Here is a 16,124-nt window from a genome sequence, read left to right as displayed (position 1 = left end):
TTGCAAATATACACTCTTTAATCAAAAACAAGTTCAAAATTCCCCTGTTTTTAAACATCCTTCATAACTCACTGAATATTAGCTGATATTTATTTACGAAGACTAACTAAACGACTTAATCAAGTGTTATTCTGACACCAGATGCATTTTATATGCACAGATTTTCATCAGTTAGCACTTCACCGTTTTCTTTTTAACAAGACCAGCCCCCTTGTCTTTTGCCTTTCTGATATAGTCAGCAGCAGCAGGAACTTTACATGCCGTTCCATTTTTATCTACGACCACAACACCTATTTTACCCGCGGCAGTGATCGCATCATCAGTCAGAGAAACCACATAGACACCTGCACAAATGACAAAGTTATTCATTGTATAACGCACACGATTTTGTGACGAGTGTATCGTTTGCTCAATCCTGATCAGCAAGCGCCTCAGAGCCTCTATATTTAGCTCATTATCGGGTTTTAATGTTATTAGATTAGCCAGGGTAGACCAACCCGCAGCAGCAACATATTCTCTGCTGTCATCTATCCATTCCATAGCAAGTTCAAAACCGTACCGCCCACCTGCAGTCACCCATGGAACAGTATATTCGCTGATATTATTGGAAACCGCTTTGCCTACCCAATCCTGTAGTTCAGCTCTTGTCATTTTTTCATCGTCAGCAATCAGACCGGCCAGATACATCGCATCTGCATTCCCTGTCGCAAATAGGTCTTTAGCCAGCTGGTAATCCACTTTAATCTTCTTCTGGATCGTTTTCAACTGCTCCACCTTAACCCCGAAAAAAGGTTCTTTAACACCATGCTTCAGCAATATATTTTTAATACTTTCACTGCCCATTGCGTACAGTTCAGCCATAATCTCGGTGACATTCATATGCATATTTGATTAAATATCTTGTTTTGGCGGATACGCTATCCCTTCTTCTTTAATCAGTCCATAACCATACTTCATGATGGTTTCAATTACGGGAATCGTTTTCATCCCTTTCGCTGTTATGCTATATTCTACTTTTGAAGGCACGACAGGATACACAGTACGTCTAATTAAGCCTTTATTCTCCAATTCACGGAGCTGACTCGCCAGCATTTTATCCGTAATATGTGGAATATCCTTTTTCAGTTCTCCATAGCGCAGAACGTTGTTTTGAAGCCGCCAAAGTATGGGCATTTTCCAGGTACCGCCTATATGTCCCAATGCAAATTCAATAGGCGTATAATAGAGTTTTTTATCGTGAAAGAATTCAGGCATCTATATAAGTATTTGTAAATGAGAATCCTTTCAAAATAGTAAGTATTTAACTTATGAGTAAGCAACCTAAAACGAACCGGATTCTTATGCAATTTGCAAAAAAACATAATAAGAAGCATTTATGAGACGAACACTTTATATACTCGCGACAGGTATATTTGGCATTGCTACGACAGAATTTAGCGTTATTGGAATCTTGCCACAAATAGCCGAAAGATTTAATATCACCATCGATAAAACCGGCTTGCTTTTAAGCTCATTTGCAATTATCATTGCAATCTTTGCTCCATTTATGATGCTTCTGGCTTCATCATTCGACAGAAAGAAGCTCATGTTACTGGTTTTGGCTGTCTTTACCATTTCAAATATCTTATCAGGCTTTTCTGTAAGCTTCAATATGCTCCTGCTTGCCAGAATGCTGCCTGCATTTTTACATCCTATATTCTGGTCCATTGCATTATCCACAGCAGCAGGCAGCGTACCCAAAGAGCAAAGCCCCGCAGCGGTAAGTATTGTCTTCGGCGGCTTTACCATAGCAAGTGTTCTGGGGGTACCACTAGCCACATTTATGACCAGTCTTTTCAATTGGCAGGCATCATTTATATTATGTGCAATTATTAACCTGATTTCTTTTTCAGCTATGCTGATCCTTCTTCCTGAATTGCCGGCAATAGAAAAACAACCACAAGGCGCACAGAGGACAATACTAAGAAAACCTGTTTTATGGATAAATCTTATTCTGGCCTGCCTGATGATTGCCGGCATGTATTCTACCTATGGATACATAGCAGTATTTTTAGAAAAGGTCACCAGGATGAATAATATAGAGATTAGCCTGATGCTGCTCATTTTTGGCTTCACGGGTATAGGAGGTAACTATTTTGCAGGCAAATTCCTGAGTAAAAATATCACTAAAACAACTTTCGCCTTTATAATTGCTTTATCTCTTATTCATATTTTACTCTATTTTGAAGGCAGCCAATTTGCTCCAATGATAATTGTAACGGGACTATGGGGATTCATCCATACAGCGGGCTTTTTAATTAGCAATGTGAACGTAACCTCGGCAGCATCGGAGGCACCGGAATTTGTGAATAGCATATTTACCTCCTGCGGGAATCTGGCTGTGACTTTAGGCACAGCGATCGGAGGATTATGTATCGCTCACTTCCACATCCGCATTGTGATATGGTCAAGCGTCATCTTATTGGTATTATCTGCAATCGTATTAGTGATTAAACAATATACGAAATTCTCGACCTGACAGAAAAAAAACACCAGAAATCAGGAGCGCTGTAAAGCAAAAAAGCCTGTTATCATATGATAACAGGCTTTTTAATATTTTGTCTAATCTTGCGGACCGGACGGGACTCGAACCCGCGACCTCCGCCGTGACAGGGCGGCATTCTAACCAGCTGAACTACCGGTCCGTCTTTCCCTTTCGGGATTGCAAATATAGGAACTATAATTACAATTCAAAATTAATATTTCAATTATTTTTGGCCAAAAACCTAACTCATTAGATTACAGAGCCCTCTTTCATCTTTTCAGCATTTTCAGCGAACTGCAAGGCATCAATAAGTTCCTGTACACCCCCATCCATTACACCATTCAGGTTATAAAGGGTTAATCCGATACGGTGATCTGTTACCCTTCCCTGCGGATAATTGTAAGTTCTGATCTTAGCCGAACGGTCCCCTGTAGACACCATAGTTTTACGTCTCGAAGCAATATCTCCATTACGCTTCTGTAATTCGATATCATACAGCTTACTACGCAACATCTCCATTGCAATCTCTCTGTTACCTAATTGTGAACGCTCCTGCTGACAAACTACAACCATACCTGTTGGTCTGTGCGTCAACTGCACTTTAGTCTCTACCTTATTTACGTTCTGTCCACCAGCACCACCAGAACGTGAAGTCTGAAGATCAATATCAGCAGGGTTTAAATAGAAATCTATTTCCTCTACCTCTGGTAATACAGCTACAGAAGCTGCAGAAGTATGTACTCTTCCCTGAGTTTCTGTATCAGGTACACGCTGTACACGATGTACACCAGACTCATATTTTAACTGTCCGTATACATCTTCACCGCTAACTTTCATGATTACCTCTTTATAGCCGCCGGCTGTACCTTCAGTAACATCCACAACCTCTACTTTCCAGCGCTTCTGCTCAAAGAAACGGGTATACATTCTATATAAATCACCAGCAAACAAAGCTGCTTCATCACCCCCTGTACCACCTCTGATCTCAAATACCGCATTTTTTGAATCCTCAGGATCTACCGGAATCAACATCAGACGAACTCTTTCTTCAATTTCCTCCTGTTGTTTTAATAGCAGATCCAGTTCTTCTTTAGCCATTTCACGCATTTCGGCATCCTTCTCAGTAACAAGGATTTCTTTATTTGCATCGATGTTACTCATTACATTCTTGTAAACATGATACTCATTTACAATCTTGCTAAGGTCTTTATATTCTTTATTTAACTGGGCAAAACGTTTCATATCCTGCATAGTATCAGGATTGGTCAGTTGCTCTTCAACATCTTCCCAGCGAATTTTTATAGCTTCTAATTTCTCTAACATAATCTTTTTATTCAACTAATAAATAACCACTCCTACCCATTAAACAACGATATGAGACCAACTTCCGATGTGAATTACCAGAAATTGCCGTGTTAGAATGGTGTAAGAAGCAATTGATATTTATAGGATTACAAAAATAAGGTTTTTCATTGAAATATGTTATTGTTTTCAACTCAGAATTAATCTCCGGCCTTTTCAAAGTACTTCAAACTCAACTCCTCTCCGTCAAAAACAGCATAAGAATTATATCCAAACCACTCCCCTATATTGTAATACTTACTATTGCTCCCCAGATCGACGATCATAGGCAAATGACGATGTCCGTAAATAAAGTAATCATAATGCTGTTTTTTCAGCACATCCCGGGAATAAACAGCCAGCCATTCATTTTCATCACCCAGAAAAAATTCTTCTACCGAACTGCTGGCCATACGGCTATGACCAGACCAGCCATTTGCAATGCCCAGGCCAATCCTTGGCGGGAGAATAGAAAACAACCACCTGCAGACAGGATTTCTAAAAATCTTTCTCAGTATCCTGTAATTCGCATCCCCGGGCCCCAATCCATCTCCGTGATGCAAATAAAAACTCTTTCCCCCTCTATGGATAACCAGCTCATCGCTGATAATCTGGATCCCCATTTCTTTGGTGAAATAATCATCTACCCACATATCGTGGTTTCCCTTAAAAAAATAGATTTTTGTACCAGCATCGGACATTGAGGCCAGCTTACCAAGTAAACGGATATATCCTTTGGGAACTACGGTTTTATACTCAAACCAGAAATCAAAAATATCTCCCATCAAAAATAACTCAGCACAAGTTGGTTCGATAGAGGTAAGCCAGCGGACAATACGGTCTTCGCGAAGACGACTTGCCGCGTGATTTGGTGACCCTAAATGAAAATCAGAGGCAAAATATATGTTCTTTTTCATCAATATTCAAAGATAGTCAACCATTTTATCATTCATGTTCAAAAATATTTTTTACCTGTAATCGGCCTTAAGCATATGAAAAAATGAATACTTACCCCACTAGATTGGTCAACTTTGTCAAATCAGCCTCAATTTTAAACCAAATGCATACAATTGAGAATCATTACAAATGAATTTCGTAAATTCGCAACAAATTTAAATACATGATTTCTACAGATATAGCCATCATTGGCGCCGGACCCGTAGGTTTGTTTGCTATTTTCGAAGCAGGTTTGCTTAAAATGCGTTGTCATTTAATTGATTACTTACCTCAGGTTGGAGGTCAGCTTTCTGAAATTTATCCTAAAAAACCGATATATGATATCCCTGGTTATCCGAGCGTACTTGCTCAGGAATTAGTTGATAACCTGGTAGAACAGGCCAAGCCTTTTCACCCTGGTTACACCCTGGGTGAACGTATTGAAGGATTGGAAAAACGCGGAGAAGGCGATTTTGTTCTGACCACTAATATGGGAACTAAAATAGAAGCCAAAGTAGTTGTAATTGCTGGTGGATTAGGTTGTTTTGAACCTCGTAAACCTGCTGTTGCCGGATTGGAACAATTTGAGAACGGACGCGGTGTTAACTATATGATTTTAGATCCTGAGCAATACAGGGGACAAAAAATGGTAATTGCCGGTGGTGGTGACTCAGCATTAGACTGGACTATATTTCTGGCTGACATTGTAGAAGAATTAACACTGGTTCACCGCAGTGAAAGCTTCCGTGGTGCACCGGATTCAGTAAACAAAGTAATGGAACTGGCTGAAAGCGGAAAAATTAATCTGGTACTAAACAGTAATCTGAACTCTGTATCAGGACATGGTAAACTGGAAAATGTGGAACTGGTTCATAACCGCAGTCTTGAAAAAACAATTATTCCTGCTGATCACCTGATTCCTCTTTTTGGTTTAAGTCCGAAATTAGGCCCTATTGAACAATGGAATCTGAATATCCACAAAAGTGCAATTGAAGTAAATACAGATGATTATTCTACGAATATTCCTGGTATTTACGCAATCGGCGATATCAATACTTATACAAATAAATTAAAGTTAATCCTTTGTGGATTCCATGAAGCTGCATTAATGAGTCACAGTGCTTACCAGTACATGAACCCTGGTATTAAATACACTATGAAATATACTACAGTTAACGGAGTAGCAGAATTTTAAATAATGGAAGAAAATAATATTACCGTACACGTTCAGAATCCTGATGGTACTTTGACTTCACTTGAAGCCCCGGTAGATATGGGCTTAAGTTTAATGGAATATCTTAAAGCCTGTGAGTATGACATTTTAGCTACCTGCGGAGGTATGGCTTTATGTGCAACCTGCTGCGTAGATGTTTTAGAAGGAGAAGAAAAGCTAAAGGAAATGACAGATGACGAATATGCTATGCTGGACACCCTGCCTGATCTTTTACCTAATTCAAGATTAGCCTGCCAGTTACAGTTAAGTCATGACATGGACGGACTTGTAGTTAAATTACACGGGGTTGAATAATTAATTACTATCTGTTACTCCTGTTACTATTTTAGCAGGATCACCTATAGTTTTATAAGCACCCTCACCTTTCAATATTGCAAGCATTTTAGAGGAGTTACCCAGCAGTGATTTTGCTGCTTCCAACTCTTTATCATACTGGAATGCTTGCATTATTTTACCCTTCTCAAAATAATATCTGCTTACAATCTGTGTTTCCAGTATTCTTTTAATCTCAGCTTTATGCTGAAGCACCTCTGTTTTTTTTGCAACCAGCATCTTGGCTTTTAAATCTTCCAGATCTTTTTTGACTGCAGTCAGTTTCTGTTCTTTTTCGGCTTCAGCTCTGAGATCAGATAACAATCGCTCGGTAGCAGAAACATAAGAATAATCTTTATCATCCAGTGAACTTGCAAATGCAGCATATTCCTCATCTGACAGCTGGAAATCCGTCGCCGGACTGATGGCAGCATGCTTCCTTTTGTAAGCGTTGGCAAAGTCAAAAAACATACTTTTACTAATCAGAGATATCGTAATCGGGCTTAGTTTTGTAGCTCCAACTTCTACATCAGGATAAACTCCGCTCCCGTTATACACACTTCTTCCAGTCCTGGTTTTATATTTGGCGATCAATGAATCCGCTATTTTTATATTCTTTCCTTCTGCATTTTTATGCGCATAATCAACAGCTTGTATACATCTGCCGGATGGGGTGAAGTATTTAGCAACAGTAACTTTAACAAGACTGTTATATGGTAAATTAAACGTCTGCTGCACCAGCCCTTTACCATAACTGCGCTGCCCAATAATAACGCCCCGATCCAGATCCTGCAATGCTCCTGCAACAATTTCGGAGGCCGATGCCGAAGAACCGTTAATAATAACTGCCAAAGGAAGGTCAGGTAATAATGGAAGATTATTGGTTTTATAACTAACTGTCTTTTCAGGATTACGCCCCTTTTGAGTAACAACAACCAAATCTTTATTTACAAAGAGATTAACAATTTTTACAGCTTCCTGCAAAATCCCACCACCGTTATATCTAAGATCAAGAATTAGCCCCTTAGGGTGCTGTTTATTCAGCTCAACAGCAGCATCCTGTACTTCCTGTGCAGAATTTTCAAGAAACTTATCCAAACGGATATAGGCAATATCACCTACCATACCCGAATAGGATACATTAGGCTGCCTGATTTCATCTCTTACCAGTTGTTTCTGAATTACAGTTCCCTCTCTGACAATCAACAGGTCTACGGCAGTACCACGGGGGCCACGAAGTAAACGGCTAACTTCTGTACGGTCTTTCCCTTTTACTTCAACTCCATTGATCTTCACAATCTGATCACCAGGTTGTATCCCCAGCTTAAATGCAGGGTAACCGGAACTTACTTCATTTACAAAGAGTTTTCCTTCGATAAAAACAGTGCTCGCGCCTATTCCTCCAAACTGCGTACTTACATATTTCAGTTTATACTCTTCTACTTCAGATTCAGGAACATAAGTTGTATAAGGATCTAATGATTCCAGCATGGCATCAATGCCGGTTTTCATTAAATCTGAAGGACTGGTCTCATCTACATAATTGATATTAATCTCCTTATACAGGGAGGCAAAAATGTCCAGATTTTTAGATACAAGGAATAAATCCTCCTTAAAAGACCAGGTTAAAGACGCAAATGCAATAAGAGCAAACAGGAGCGCAAACTTATTTCGTTTCATGAGCATGCAAATTATTTAAAGAGGATGCGTTTACATGCATCTTAACTTACAACCTGTTTCCTTCAGGATCAGCAAGTGCTTTATTAATAGTAAATTCCACATATCTGGCGTCCCTGTGCAATAAAGTAGTCAACTGATTAACCAACTGATCCTCCTGACCGGGTGCAAACACTAAATTTTCTTTAGCCAGATCTCTGTATTTTCTAAGAACTTTGATTTTAACTCTTTGCGCTGTTTCAGGAGTGAATGTAAAGCTTGCCATAATATATTCTTTCCCGCAAAAATATGAAAAAAAAACAGCAATAACCCAACAAAGAGCCTTCTATATAACGCATGTAAAACGGTATGTTATCAAAAAAACATCATTCCCCTTTTTTAATCGAAGACTCAAAATCTTTTTTATATTTACGTCTTCCTTAAATCCTCAAAAACTCCATACTAAAAATGGCAAGATTAAATCTTTTGGAAGAAACACGTTTCGAAAAACTCCCTGTTTCAGTATTTGACAATCCCAAGACAGCATCTCTAAACGTTGCACAGCGCATCGCTAATCTCATCAGAGAAAAACAAGAAAAGAAACAAAAGGCAGTTCTTGGCCTCGCAACAGGAGCTACGCCAATAGCTGTTTATGCAGAACTTGTCCGCTTGCACAAAGAAGAAAATCTGAGTTTCAATAATGTGATAACTTTCAATCTGGATGAATACTACCCGATGCAGCCTGATGCAGCCCAGAGTTATGTGACTTTCATGAAAGAACATCTGTTTGATCATATTGATATTCCAAAAGAGAACATCAACATTCCGGACGGGACCTTAAGTCTTGAAGCTATTCCTGCTTTCTGTCTGGATTACGAACGCAAAATAGGTGAACATGGAGGTCTGGATATTCAAATTCTCGGAATCGGACGTACCGGTCACATCGGGTTTAATGAACCGGGGTCAGCACCAAACTCAGGTACCCGTCTGGTAACCCTTGATGACCTGACCAGAAGAGATGCTGCCAGAGACTTCGGAGGAAAATCTTTTGTTCCTGCAAAAGCAATTACAATGGGTATCGGGACTATTTTCAAGGCCCGCGAAATCATATTAATGGCATGGAACCAGAAGAAAGCTTCTATTATAAAAAAAGCAGTCGAAGGAGAAATTTCAAGTGAAGTACCTGCTACTTACTTACAGCTTTCTGATCATGTGGAATTTATTCTGGATAAGGATGCAGCCTCTTTATTAACCCGTTTTGATACACCATGGCTTGTTAAAGATTGTGTATGGGAAGACAAATTAATCAGAAAAGCGGTAATATGGCTGGCCAACACACTAAAAAAACCAATATTAAAACTTACTGAGGATGATTATAATAATCACGGTATGGCGCAGTTAGCCATTGAAAGAGGGCCAGTTTATAACATCAATATCCATATATTCAACAAATTACAACATACTATAACGGGATGGCCCGGAGGCAAACCCAATGCAGACGACTCTCAGCGTCCGGAAAGAGCAGAGCCTGCTAAAAAAAGAGTGGTAATTTTTTCTCCGCACCCGGATGATGATGTAATCTCTATGGGTGGTACTTTTATCCGCCTGGTAGATCAGGAACATGATGTTCATGTAGCTTATCAGACTTCCGGAAACACTGCCGTTTGGGATGATGACGCTTTGAGGTTTGTGGAATTCAGTATTGATTTTGCAGAAAAAATGGGACTTGATCAAAAAGAGCTTGAAAATATCTACCAGAATATGCGCTCTTTTATTGCAAAAAAACTACCTAACCAGGTAGATACACCAGAAATTCAATCTGTAAAAGGACTGATCAGAAAAGGTGAAGCTATAGCAGGAGCACGTTATTGTGGCCTTGAAGATGATCATATTCATTTCATGGCATTACCATTCTACGAAACCGGGAAAAACAAGAAAAATCCGGTAACCGACCTGGATATAGAACTGACTATAGAGCTACTTCAAAAAGTTAAACCTGAGCAGATATTCGCGGCCGGAGATTTTGAAGATCCGCATGGTACTCACATCGTTTGTTTTCATATAATTCTGGAGGCGATGAACCGTCTGAGAAAAACGGAAGAATGGGCAAAAGACTGCTGGCTATGGCTTTATCGTGGGGCATGGCAGGAATTCGATACGCATGAGATTGAAATGGCTGTTCCATTAAGCCCGCAGGAGTTACTAAAAAAGAAATATGCCATTTTCAAACATCAGTCACAAAAAGACAGAGCAGTATTCCCGGGTGATGATTCAAGAGAATTCTGGGAACGTGCTGAGGACAGAAACAGAGAAACAGCGAAAGCCTACGATGATCTTGGATTAGCAGAATATGAAGCGATGGAAGCTTTTGTTCGCTGGAAATTCTAAGCATTCTTTCATTTATAAAATCTTAGCGCCTGTTTAATAAACAGTCTGAAAATATATCAATTATAGCTTCTGACCGTTTATTAAACAGGCGCTTGAGTTAAGATCAATATTTCAAAAAGATAGGGGTATAATCGAATAATGGCGTTTAAACGTTAATTACGAACAATTATCATTTAATATGTATAAAAATATAATCCCGGTAATCGGATTAACTGTGCTTACTGCAATTAGCAACCCGGTATCTGCACAGCATAAAATAATTAAACAAAAACCAACTGCCACTGTCAACACCGGAAAACCAATTCCGAATGACCCTGCGGTCAAAATCGGTAAACTGCCAAACGGTCTGACCTATTATATCAGGAAGAACATCGAACCCAAAAACAGAGCAGAGCTCTATCTGGCCAATCGCATAGGGTCATTAATGGAAAACGACGATCAGCAGGGGCTTGCGCATTTCACCGAGCATATGGCTTTCAATGGCACAAAAGATTTTCCAAAAAACGAAATCATCAATTATCTGCAGAAAGCAGGAGTACGTTTTGGCGCCGACTTAAATGCCTATACCTCATTTGATCAGACAGTTTATCAATTACCAATTCCAACAGACAGCATAGAACTTTTCAGAACAGGCTTTAAAATACTTGCCAACTGGGCGGGAAAAATCAGCATGGATGGTGAGGAAATAGACAAAGAAAGAGGTGTAATCATTGAAGAAGATCGCCAGAGTGGTAAAAATTCAGGAGAAAGAATAAGAAAACAATTGCTTCCTGTGATTCTTAAAGATTCCCGTTATGAAAATCGCATTCCGATTGGAAAAATTGACTTATTAAAAACGTTTACACATGATAAGATCAGAAATTTTTATGCAGACTGGTACAGACCAGATTTACAAGCAGTAATTGCTGTTGGCGATTTTGATGTTAATGAAGTTGAAAAGTTGATTATTGCTAACTTCTCTGACCTGAAAAATCCGGTAAAAGAAAAGGAAAGGATAAAATACGATCTTCCCGACAATACAACACCGCTTGTTAAGATAGTTACTGACGCAGAACAACAATACAATACTGCATCAATCACCTGGAAACAGCGTGGGAACATCTTAAAAACCACAGCAGACCAAAGAAAAAACATTGTATATAGCATGATTAATTCTATGCTATCTGCTCGTTTTCAGGAAATCCTTGAAAAAGGGAATGCTCCATTTCTATTTGCTCAAAGTTCATTTGGCGGTTACCAGGGGGGATTAGTTCCCGGCATCAATGCTTTTCAAACAACAGTTGGGGCCAAATCCGGCAAAGACCTTGAGCATGCTCTAACTGCCGCAATAGCGGAGAGTGAAAGAGCTGTCAGGTTTGGATTTCTCCAATCAGAACTTGATGTAGTCAAAAAAAATATTGAAGCCGGAAATGAAATTTCACTCAAGGAGAAGGACAAAACCTCTTCTGCTGCCTTTGTTGGTGAATATCTTAGTCATTTCCTGACAGGATCGGCTATAGGATCAATTGAGTTCAACTATGCCGATACCAAACAGAATTTAAAAACGATCACGTTGAAAGAAGTTAATGCACTGGCAAAAACACTGATTACCAAAAATAATCCGATAATTATTGTACAGGCTCCGGAGAAAGAAAAAGCCAATCTGCCAACTGCAACACAATTACTGGCTGTTTTTACCAATGCGGGAAAAGGTCTTAAACCATATATTGACAATACCATAAACAAACCTCTTTTAGCGCAAATACCAACTGCTGGTAAAGTAACCGGAGAAAAGAAATTTGAAGATATTGGGGTTACAGAATGGACATTAAGCAATGGGATCAAGGTATTGCTCAAACCGACTGATTTCAAAAATGATCAGATTATATTCAGTTCTTTTTCCAGAGGTGGAACTTCTCTGGCAAACCCTGCTGACTACCAGTCGGCTGATAATGCCGGAATCATATCCCAAAGCGGTCTCGGGGATCTAAACCCATCTCAGCTAAATAAATTATTAGCAGGGAATACTGGCAGCGCAAGTGCTTATCTGGATGAATTATATCAGGGTTTTGGAGGAAGTTCTTCGCCTAAAGATTTAGAGAATGCACTACAAATGGTGGTCGCTTCAGCTCTCCACCCCCGTAAAGACACAGAAATTTTCAACAAATGGATTAGCGATGCCAAAGTAAGTCTGGAGAATAAAAATGCTGATCCCGAAAGTGTATTTGCAGATACCATACAGGCAGTACTTTCTTCCTACAACAAAAGAAGTATGCCCTATACGCTGTCCGACCTGGATAAAATCTCACTGGACAAAGCATTCGACTTCTACAAAGGGCGTTTTGCTGACCTTGGAGAGCAAACTTTTGTCTTTGTGGGTAACTTTGACCTGAATACAATTAAGCCTCTTATAGAGACTTATATTGCAAGCCTGCCTACATTGAATAAAAAAACAGATTTCATAGATCTGGGTGCACGAACACCTAATGGGAATATTAGCAAAACTGTCCGCAAAGGATTAGAAGACAAAGCAAGTGTCCAGTTATATATCCATGGCGACTATGATTATACAGCAGCAAATAATGTGCAGCTGGACGCATTGAACACTGCCCTGGAAATTAAAATACTGGAAAGACTGCGTGAAAAAGAAAGCGGAGTTTATTCTCCCGGGGTTTCACTAAGTGTCAGTAAATATCCGGTGTCCCATTACTATTTTGTCATCTCTTTCAGCTGTGCACCTGCCAATGTAGAAAAGCTGATCGCAGCAGCACTGGATGAAGTAAAAAACATCAGAGTTAATGGAGCAACTGCACAGGATATCACCAAATTCAAATCTGAAATACAGCGTCAGCAGGAATTAAATCTGCGTAATAACGGATACTGGCTGGGCTATCTGACCACCAGATTAAAATATGGCGATAACTTAAATCAGCTACTGACAGAAAAGCAAAGACTGGAGGAAGTAACAATCGAGTCTTCTAAAACTAATGCACAAAAATACTTAAAACAAGATAACTACATCAGGCTCACTCTATTGCCACAGTAATAAATAAAAAACGGGTATGAAATTCAATCATACCCGTTTTTTTTTATCTGGTTTCAACACCAACCGGTCCACCTGGATCACTTTCGTTCTTCAGCCTGTCCAGCGCAGTAACCAGGTAATTATACCGTCTTCCTTTAATTACACCTGTATCCAAAAAGGATGTTGTATTCTCAAAACTGATCTTTATAATATTTTTAGGGTTGACCACACTGATTCTTTCGCCCTCATCAAATCTATAGATCACATAACCAGATGCAGTTTCTCCATCCTCTGCTTTTAATGGTGCAGACCATTTAAGCTGAACCCCGGTTCCAACTGCCTCTGCACTTAAACCCTGGGGTATATTAGGTACAATTTCATCCAGCCAAGGCATTTGTGGCGGAAGCGCCGGATATTTATACAAATCATTTCTTAAAGAATCAGCAGTTGCCCTTGCTACTGTAGAAAAGGATTTGGAACTGAAGAAAACACTTCCCTGAACACGGTTATTTTCTCTCATATATCTGATCTGATCTGGAATCTGACTTGGGTTTCTCCATGCAGCCTCCATACGCTGATTCATCAAATAAGCTGCTTGTCCGATATAGAGGTGTCTTCCATAAGTATTATTACTCCACCAATCTACTAAAGTATCAAATGGCGCTGCTTTTCTGGTAAAGCTGAAATATACCTGCGGATTGATATAATCTACCCAGCCTTCTTTAATCCATTTCCTTGAGTCTGCATACAGTTCTGTAAAATTAGAAAGTCCATGAGTAGCAGACCCTTGCGGGTCCTCATTACTATTTTTCCATATTCCAAAAGGGCTGATACCAAACTTCACATATTTTTTGTAGTGATGAATACTGTCATCCAGCTGTTTAATCAGCATGTCTACATTATTTCTCCTCCAGTCGTTCAGATTTGTAAAGCCATTCGGATATTTATTAAAGGTAGCACCATCATTAATACGCTGACCAGAAATAGGATAAGGATAGAAATAATCATCAAAGTGAATACCATCTACATCATATCCTTTAACCACATCCAGAATTACCTGAACAATATATTCTCTAACCTCAGGTAAACCCGGATCAAATTGCTTTTTTCCTCCGTAGGTAAAAAACAGGTCCGGTCTTTTTCTGGTCATATGGTCTTCACTGAATACGGTATTAGGACTCATACTTGCACGGTATGGATTAAACCAGGCATGTAATTCCATTCCACGGGAATGTGCTTCAGCAATAGCAAATTCTAACGGGTCATAACCCGGACTAGGGGCAATTCCCTGTCTTCCCATCAGCCACTGACTCCATGGTTCTCTTGATTTACGGTAAAATGCATCCGCAGCAGGCCTTACCTGTAGCATAATAGCATTCATACCATTTCTTTTATGCTGATCAAGCAACCCGATCAACTCCTGTTTTTGTTCATCTACACTCAGTCCTGGCTTTGAAGGCCAGTCAATATTCGTAACGGTAGCGACCCAGACCCCTCTAAACTCCCTTTTTGGAGCAATTTTTGCTGATGATTGTGCATAAATAAAAATTGGGGTAATTAAAGTTGTTAGAATTGTAAAAACAATCTTTTTCAGCATTATTGGTTCTTTTGGTAGTTTAAACTTTACATCAATATGGGGACAGAATACTAAACATTTAGCCCCAACGTCAGCAATTAAACGATTTTTTTTAAGGTCTCATACAATTTCAGTCATTTTTTTACCACAAATTATTTTTTTTATCCTATGTTCGTTTTTTTTATCAGTAAGTTTTAAACACCTTAACAAGGAAACTTCAATTTTTGATTTCAAATGTTAGACCGAAAAGATCCCGTAAATAAAGGAGACCGAAATAAAATATATTTTCTGATCGTAGTAATTGCTGCCCTATTGGGTACAAATGCTTTTTTATATTTCAAAGATAAGCATGAAAAAGAGCGCTTTGTGACCACTAATACAGAGAAAGAAAGGTTAAAGCTGGAAGTGGAGAAAATAGAAGTTGAATTTGATAAGGTTAACACGATGAATGTTGCCCTGACTGATAAACTTCAAAAAGAACAACAGCTGGCAAGAGCTAAAATTTCAGCCTTAAAACGGGCATTACAAAAAGGAGAGGTCACACAAAACGAGTTGATTGCTGCTCAGAGTGAGCTCAAGAAATTAAGATCATTTTTAAATGACTATAAAGAAGATTTCTCCCGTCTGGAAAAAGAAAACTCTTTTCTTAAAGCAGAAAGAGACAGTCTGGTCAAATCAGTAAGTTCCGTCTCTGCCAGGGCAACGGCACTGGAAAAAAAGAATTCAGAATTGAGTGCTAAGGTAAAAAGCGGAGCTGCATTAAAAGCCTTTAATGTAAATCTGCTGGCTTTTAAAGTAAAAAACAGTGGTAAAAACGTAGAAGTAACCAGAGCTTCCACAGCAAAAAAACTGGTCACTTATTTCAATATCATTCCTAATCAACTGGCGGCAAAAGATTATCATAAGATATATATTCGTGTTTTTGACCCTTCAGGAAATCTCATCGCAGACGAACAGAATATGTTTGAGGCAGATGGTCAGGAAATGCAGTATAGTGATATGATTACTATTTCTTATAATAATGATGATACAGCTTATACAATTGAATGGGTAAACCCAAGACCATTTGTCAAAGGCACCTACGCTATTCTGCTTTATGCAAATGGCTTTACAATGGGGAAAGCTGCCATTACATTGAGATAAATTCCAAAAA

At 39.1% G+C, this 16,124-nt stretch carries 13 protein-coding genes and 1 tRNA gene; 6 read left to right on the top strand and 8 right to left on the bottom strand.

Annotated elements, in window-relative coordinates:
- Positions 1-171 precede the first annotated feature (171 nt).
- Both PL_RS16395 and PL_RS16390 read right to left on the bottom strand, forming a co-directional pair.
- Positions 172-879: a DNA alkylation repair protein gene (locus tag PL_RS16395; RefSeq protein ID WP_041879111.1), complete on the bottom strand. Its 708-nt coding sequence runs from the start codon at positions 877-879 to the stop codon at positions 172-174.
- A 12-nt stretch (positions 880-891) separates the two neighbouring features.
- Entirely contained in the window at positions 892-1,254 is a 363-nt protein-coding gene (locus PL_RS16390) for a winged helix-turn-helix transcriptional regulator (protein ID WP_041879108.1), read from the bottom strand.
- 121 nt (positions 1,255-1,375) lie between these two features.
- On the opposite strand from PL_RS16390, the gene PL_RS16385 reads away from it, so the two are divergent.
- Positions 1,376-2,518 (top strand): MFS transporter, encoded by a 1,143-nt coding sequence (locus tag PL_RS16385; RefSeq protein ID WP_041879105.1) that lies wholly within the window; start codon positions 1,376-1,378, stop codon positions 2,516-2,518.
- Positions 2,519-2,610: 92 nt separating this feature from the next.
- Here PL_RS16385 and PL_RS16380 read toward each other — a convergent pair.
- From PL_RS16380 to PL_RS16370, 3 genes are all read right to left on the bottom strand, one after another.
- A tRNA-Asp gene (locus PL_RS16380) sits at positions 2,611-2,684 on the bottom strand.
- 89 nt (positions 2,685-2,773) lie between these two features.
- A complete protein-coding gene (gene prfA, locus PL_RS16375) occupies positions 2,774-3,847 on the bottom strand; it encodes a peptide chain release factor 1 (protein ID WP_348619917.1) in 1,074 nt (357 codons plus the stop codon).
- Positions 3,848-4,026: 179 nt separating this feature from the next.
- The gene (locus PL_RS16370; RefSeq protein WP_041887035.1) at positions 4,027-4,782 is read right to left on the bottom strand and encodes a UDP-2,3-diacylglucosamine diphosphatase; all 756 of its coding nucleotides are present in this window, start codon (positions 4,780-4,782) and stop codon (positions 4,027-4,029) included.
- 203 nt (positions 4,783-4,985) lie between these two features.
- Between PL_RS16370 and PL_RS16365 the strand changes: the two genes are divergently transcribed.
- Together PL_RS16365 and PL_RS16360 are read left to right on the top strand one after the other, a co-directional pair.
- Entirely contained in the window at positions 4,986-5,996 is a 1,011-nt protein-coding gene (locus PL_RS16365) for an NAD(P)/FAD-dependent oxidoreductase (RefSeq protein WP_041887037.1), read from the top strand.
- Between the two features lie 3 nt (positions 5,997-5,999).
- Positions 6,000-6,329: a 2Fe-2S iron-sulfur cluster-binding protein gene (locus PL_RS16360; RefSeq protein WP_041887039.1), complete on the top strand. Its 330-nt coding sequence runs from the start codon at positions 6,000-6,002 to the stop codon at positions 6,327-6,329.
- Here PL_RS16360 and PL_RS16355 read toward each other — a convergent pair whose 3' ends face one another.
- Positions 6,330-8,027 carry a S41 family peptidase gene (locus tag PL_RS16355; protein WP_041887041.1) on the bottom strand — a complete coding sequence of 566 codons (1,698 nt, stop codon included), beginning with the start codon at positions 8,025-8,027 and terminating at the stop codon, positions 6,330-6,332.
- Between the two features lie 46 nt (positions 8,028-8,073).
- Positions 8,074-8,289 carry a hypothetical protein gene (locus PL_RS16350; protein WP_041887044.1) on the bottom strand — a complete coding sequence of 72 codons (216 nt, stop codon included), beginning with the start codon at positions 8,287-8,289 and terminating at the stop codon, positions 8,074-8,076.
- A gap of 182 nt (positions 8,290-8,471) precedes the next feature.
- On the opposite strand from PL_RS16350, the gene nagB reads away from it, so the two are divergent.
- The gene (gene nagB / locus PL_RS16345) at positions 8,472-10,391 is read left to right on the top strand and encodes a glucosamine-6-phosphate deaminase (protein ID WP_041887046.1); all 1,920 of its coding nucleotides are present in this window, start codon (positions 8,472-8,474) and stop codon (positions 10,389-10,391) included.
- Positions 10,392-10,569: 178 nt separating this feature from the next.
- Positions 10,570-13,416: a M16 family metallopeptidase gene (locus tag PL_RS16340; RefSeq protein WP_041887048.1), complete on the top strand. Its 2,847-nt coding sequence runs from the start codon at positions 10,570-10,572 to the stop codon at positions 13,414-13,416.
- A 43-nt stretch (positions 13,417-13,459) separates the two neighbouring features.
- Here PL_RS16340 and PL_RS16335 read toward each other — a convergent pair whose 3' ends face one another.
- Positions 13,460-14,992 (bottom strand): glycoside hydrolase family 10 protein, encoded by a 1,533-nt coding sequence (locus PL_RS16335; protein ID WP_041887049.1) that lies wholly within the window; start codon positions 14,990-14,992, stop codon positions 13,460-13,462.
- 213 nt (positions 14,993-15,205) lie between these two features.
- Here PL_RS16335 and PL_RS16330 point away from each other — a divergent pair, with 213 nt between their 5' ends.
- Positions 15,206-16,114, top strand: coding sequence for a hypothetical protein (locus PL_RS16330; protein WP_041883395.1), 909 nt, complete (start codon positions 15,206-15,208; stop codon positions 16,112-16,114).
- Positions 16,115-16,124: the final 10 nt, after the last annotated feature.

The organism is Pedobacter lusitanus (genome assembly GCF_040026395.1).
Classification (GTDB): domain Bacteria; phylum Bacteroidota; class Bacteroidia; order Sphingobacteriales; family Sphingobacteriaceae; genus Pedobacter; species Pedobacter lusitanus.
This window is presented reverse-complemented; position numbering and strand designations above follow the sequence as displayed.

Coding starts and splice junctions, on each gene's coding strand:
- PL_RS16395 (WP_041879111.1), bottom strand. CDS start 879: ATGAATGTCACCGAGATTATGGCTGAACTGTACGCAATGGGCAGTGAA.
- PL_RS16390 (WP_041879108.1), bottom strand. CDS start 1,254: ATGCCTGAATTCTTTCACGATAAAAAACTCTATTATACGCCTATTGAA.
- PL_RS16385 (WP_041879105.1), top strand. CDS start 1,376: ATGAGACGAACACTTTATATACTCGCGACAGGTATATTTGGCATTGCT.
- prfA (WP_348619917.1), bottom strand. CDS start 3,847: ATGTTAGAGAAATTAGAAGCTATAAAAATTCGCTGGGAAGATGTTGAA.
- PL_RS16370 (WP_041887035.1), bottom strand. CDS start 4,782: ATGAAAAAGAACATATATTTTGCCTCTGATTTTCATTTAGGGTCACCA.
- PL_RS16365 (WP_041887037.1), top strand. CDS start 4,986: ATGATTTCTACAGATATAGCCATCATTGGCGCCGGACCCGTAGGTTTG.
- PL_RS16360 (WP_041887039.1), top strand. CDS start 6,000: ATGGAAGAAAATAATATTACCGTACACGTTCAGAATCCTGATGGTACT.
- PL_RS16355 (WP_041887041.1), bottom strand. CDS start 8,027: ATGAAACGAAATAAGTTTGCGCTCCTGTTTGCTCTTATTGCATTTGCG.
- PL_RS16350 (WP_041887044.1), bottom strand. CDS start 8,289: ATGGCAAGCTTTACATTCACTCCTGAAACAGCGCAAAGAGTTAAAATC.
- nagB (WP_041887046.1), top strand. CDS start 8,472: ATGGCAAGATTAAATCTTTTGGAAGAAACACGTTTCGAAAAACTCCCT.
- PL_RS16340 (WP_041887048.1), top strand. CDS start 10,570: ATGTATAAAAATATAATCCCGGTAATCGGATTAACTGTGCTTACTGCA.
- PL_RS16335 (WP_041887049.1), bottom strand. CDS start 14,992: ATGCTGAAAAAGATTGTTTTTACAATTCTAACAACTTTAATTACCCCA.
- PL_RS16330 (WP_041883395.1), top strand. CDS start 15,206: ATGTTAGACCGAAAAGATCCCGTAAATAAAGGAGACCGAAATAAAATA.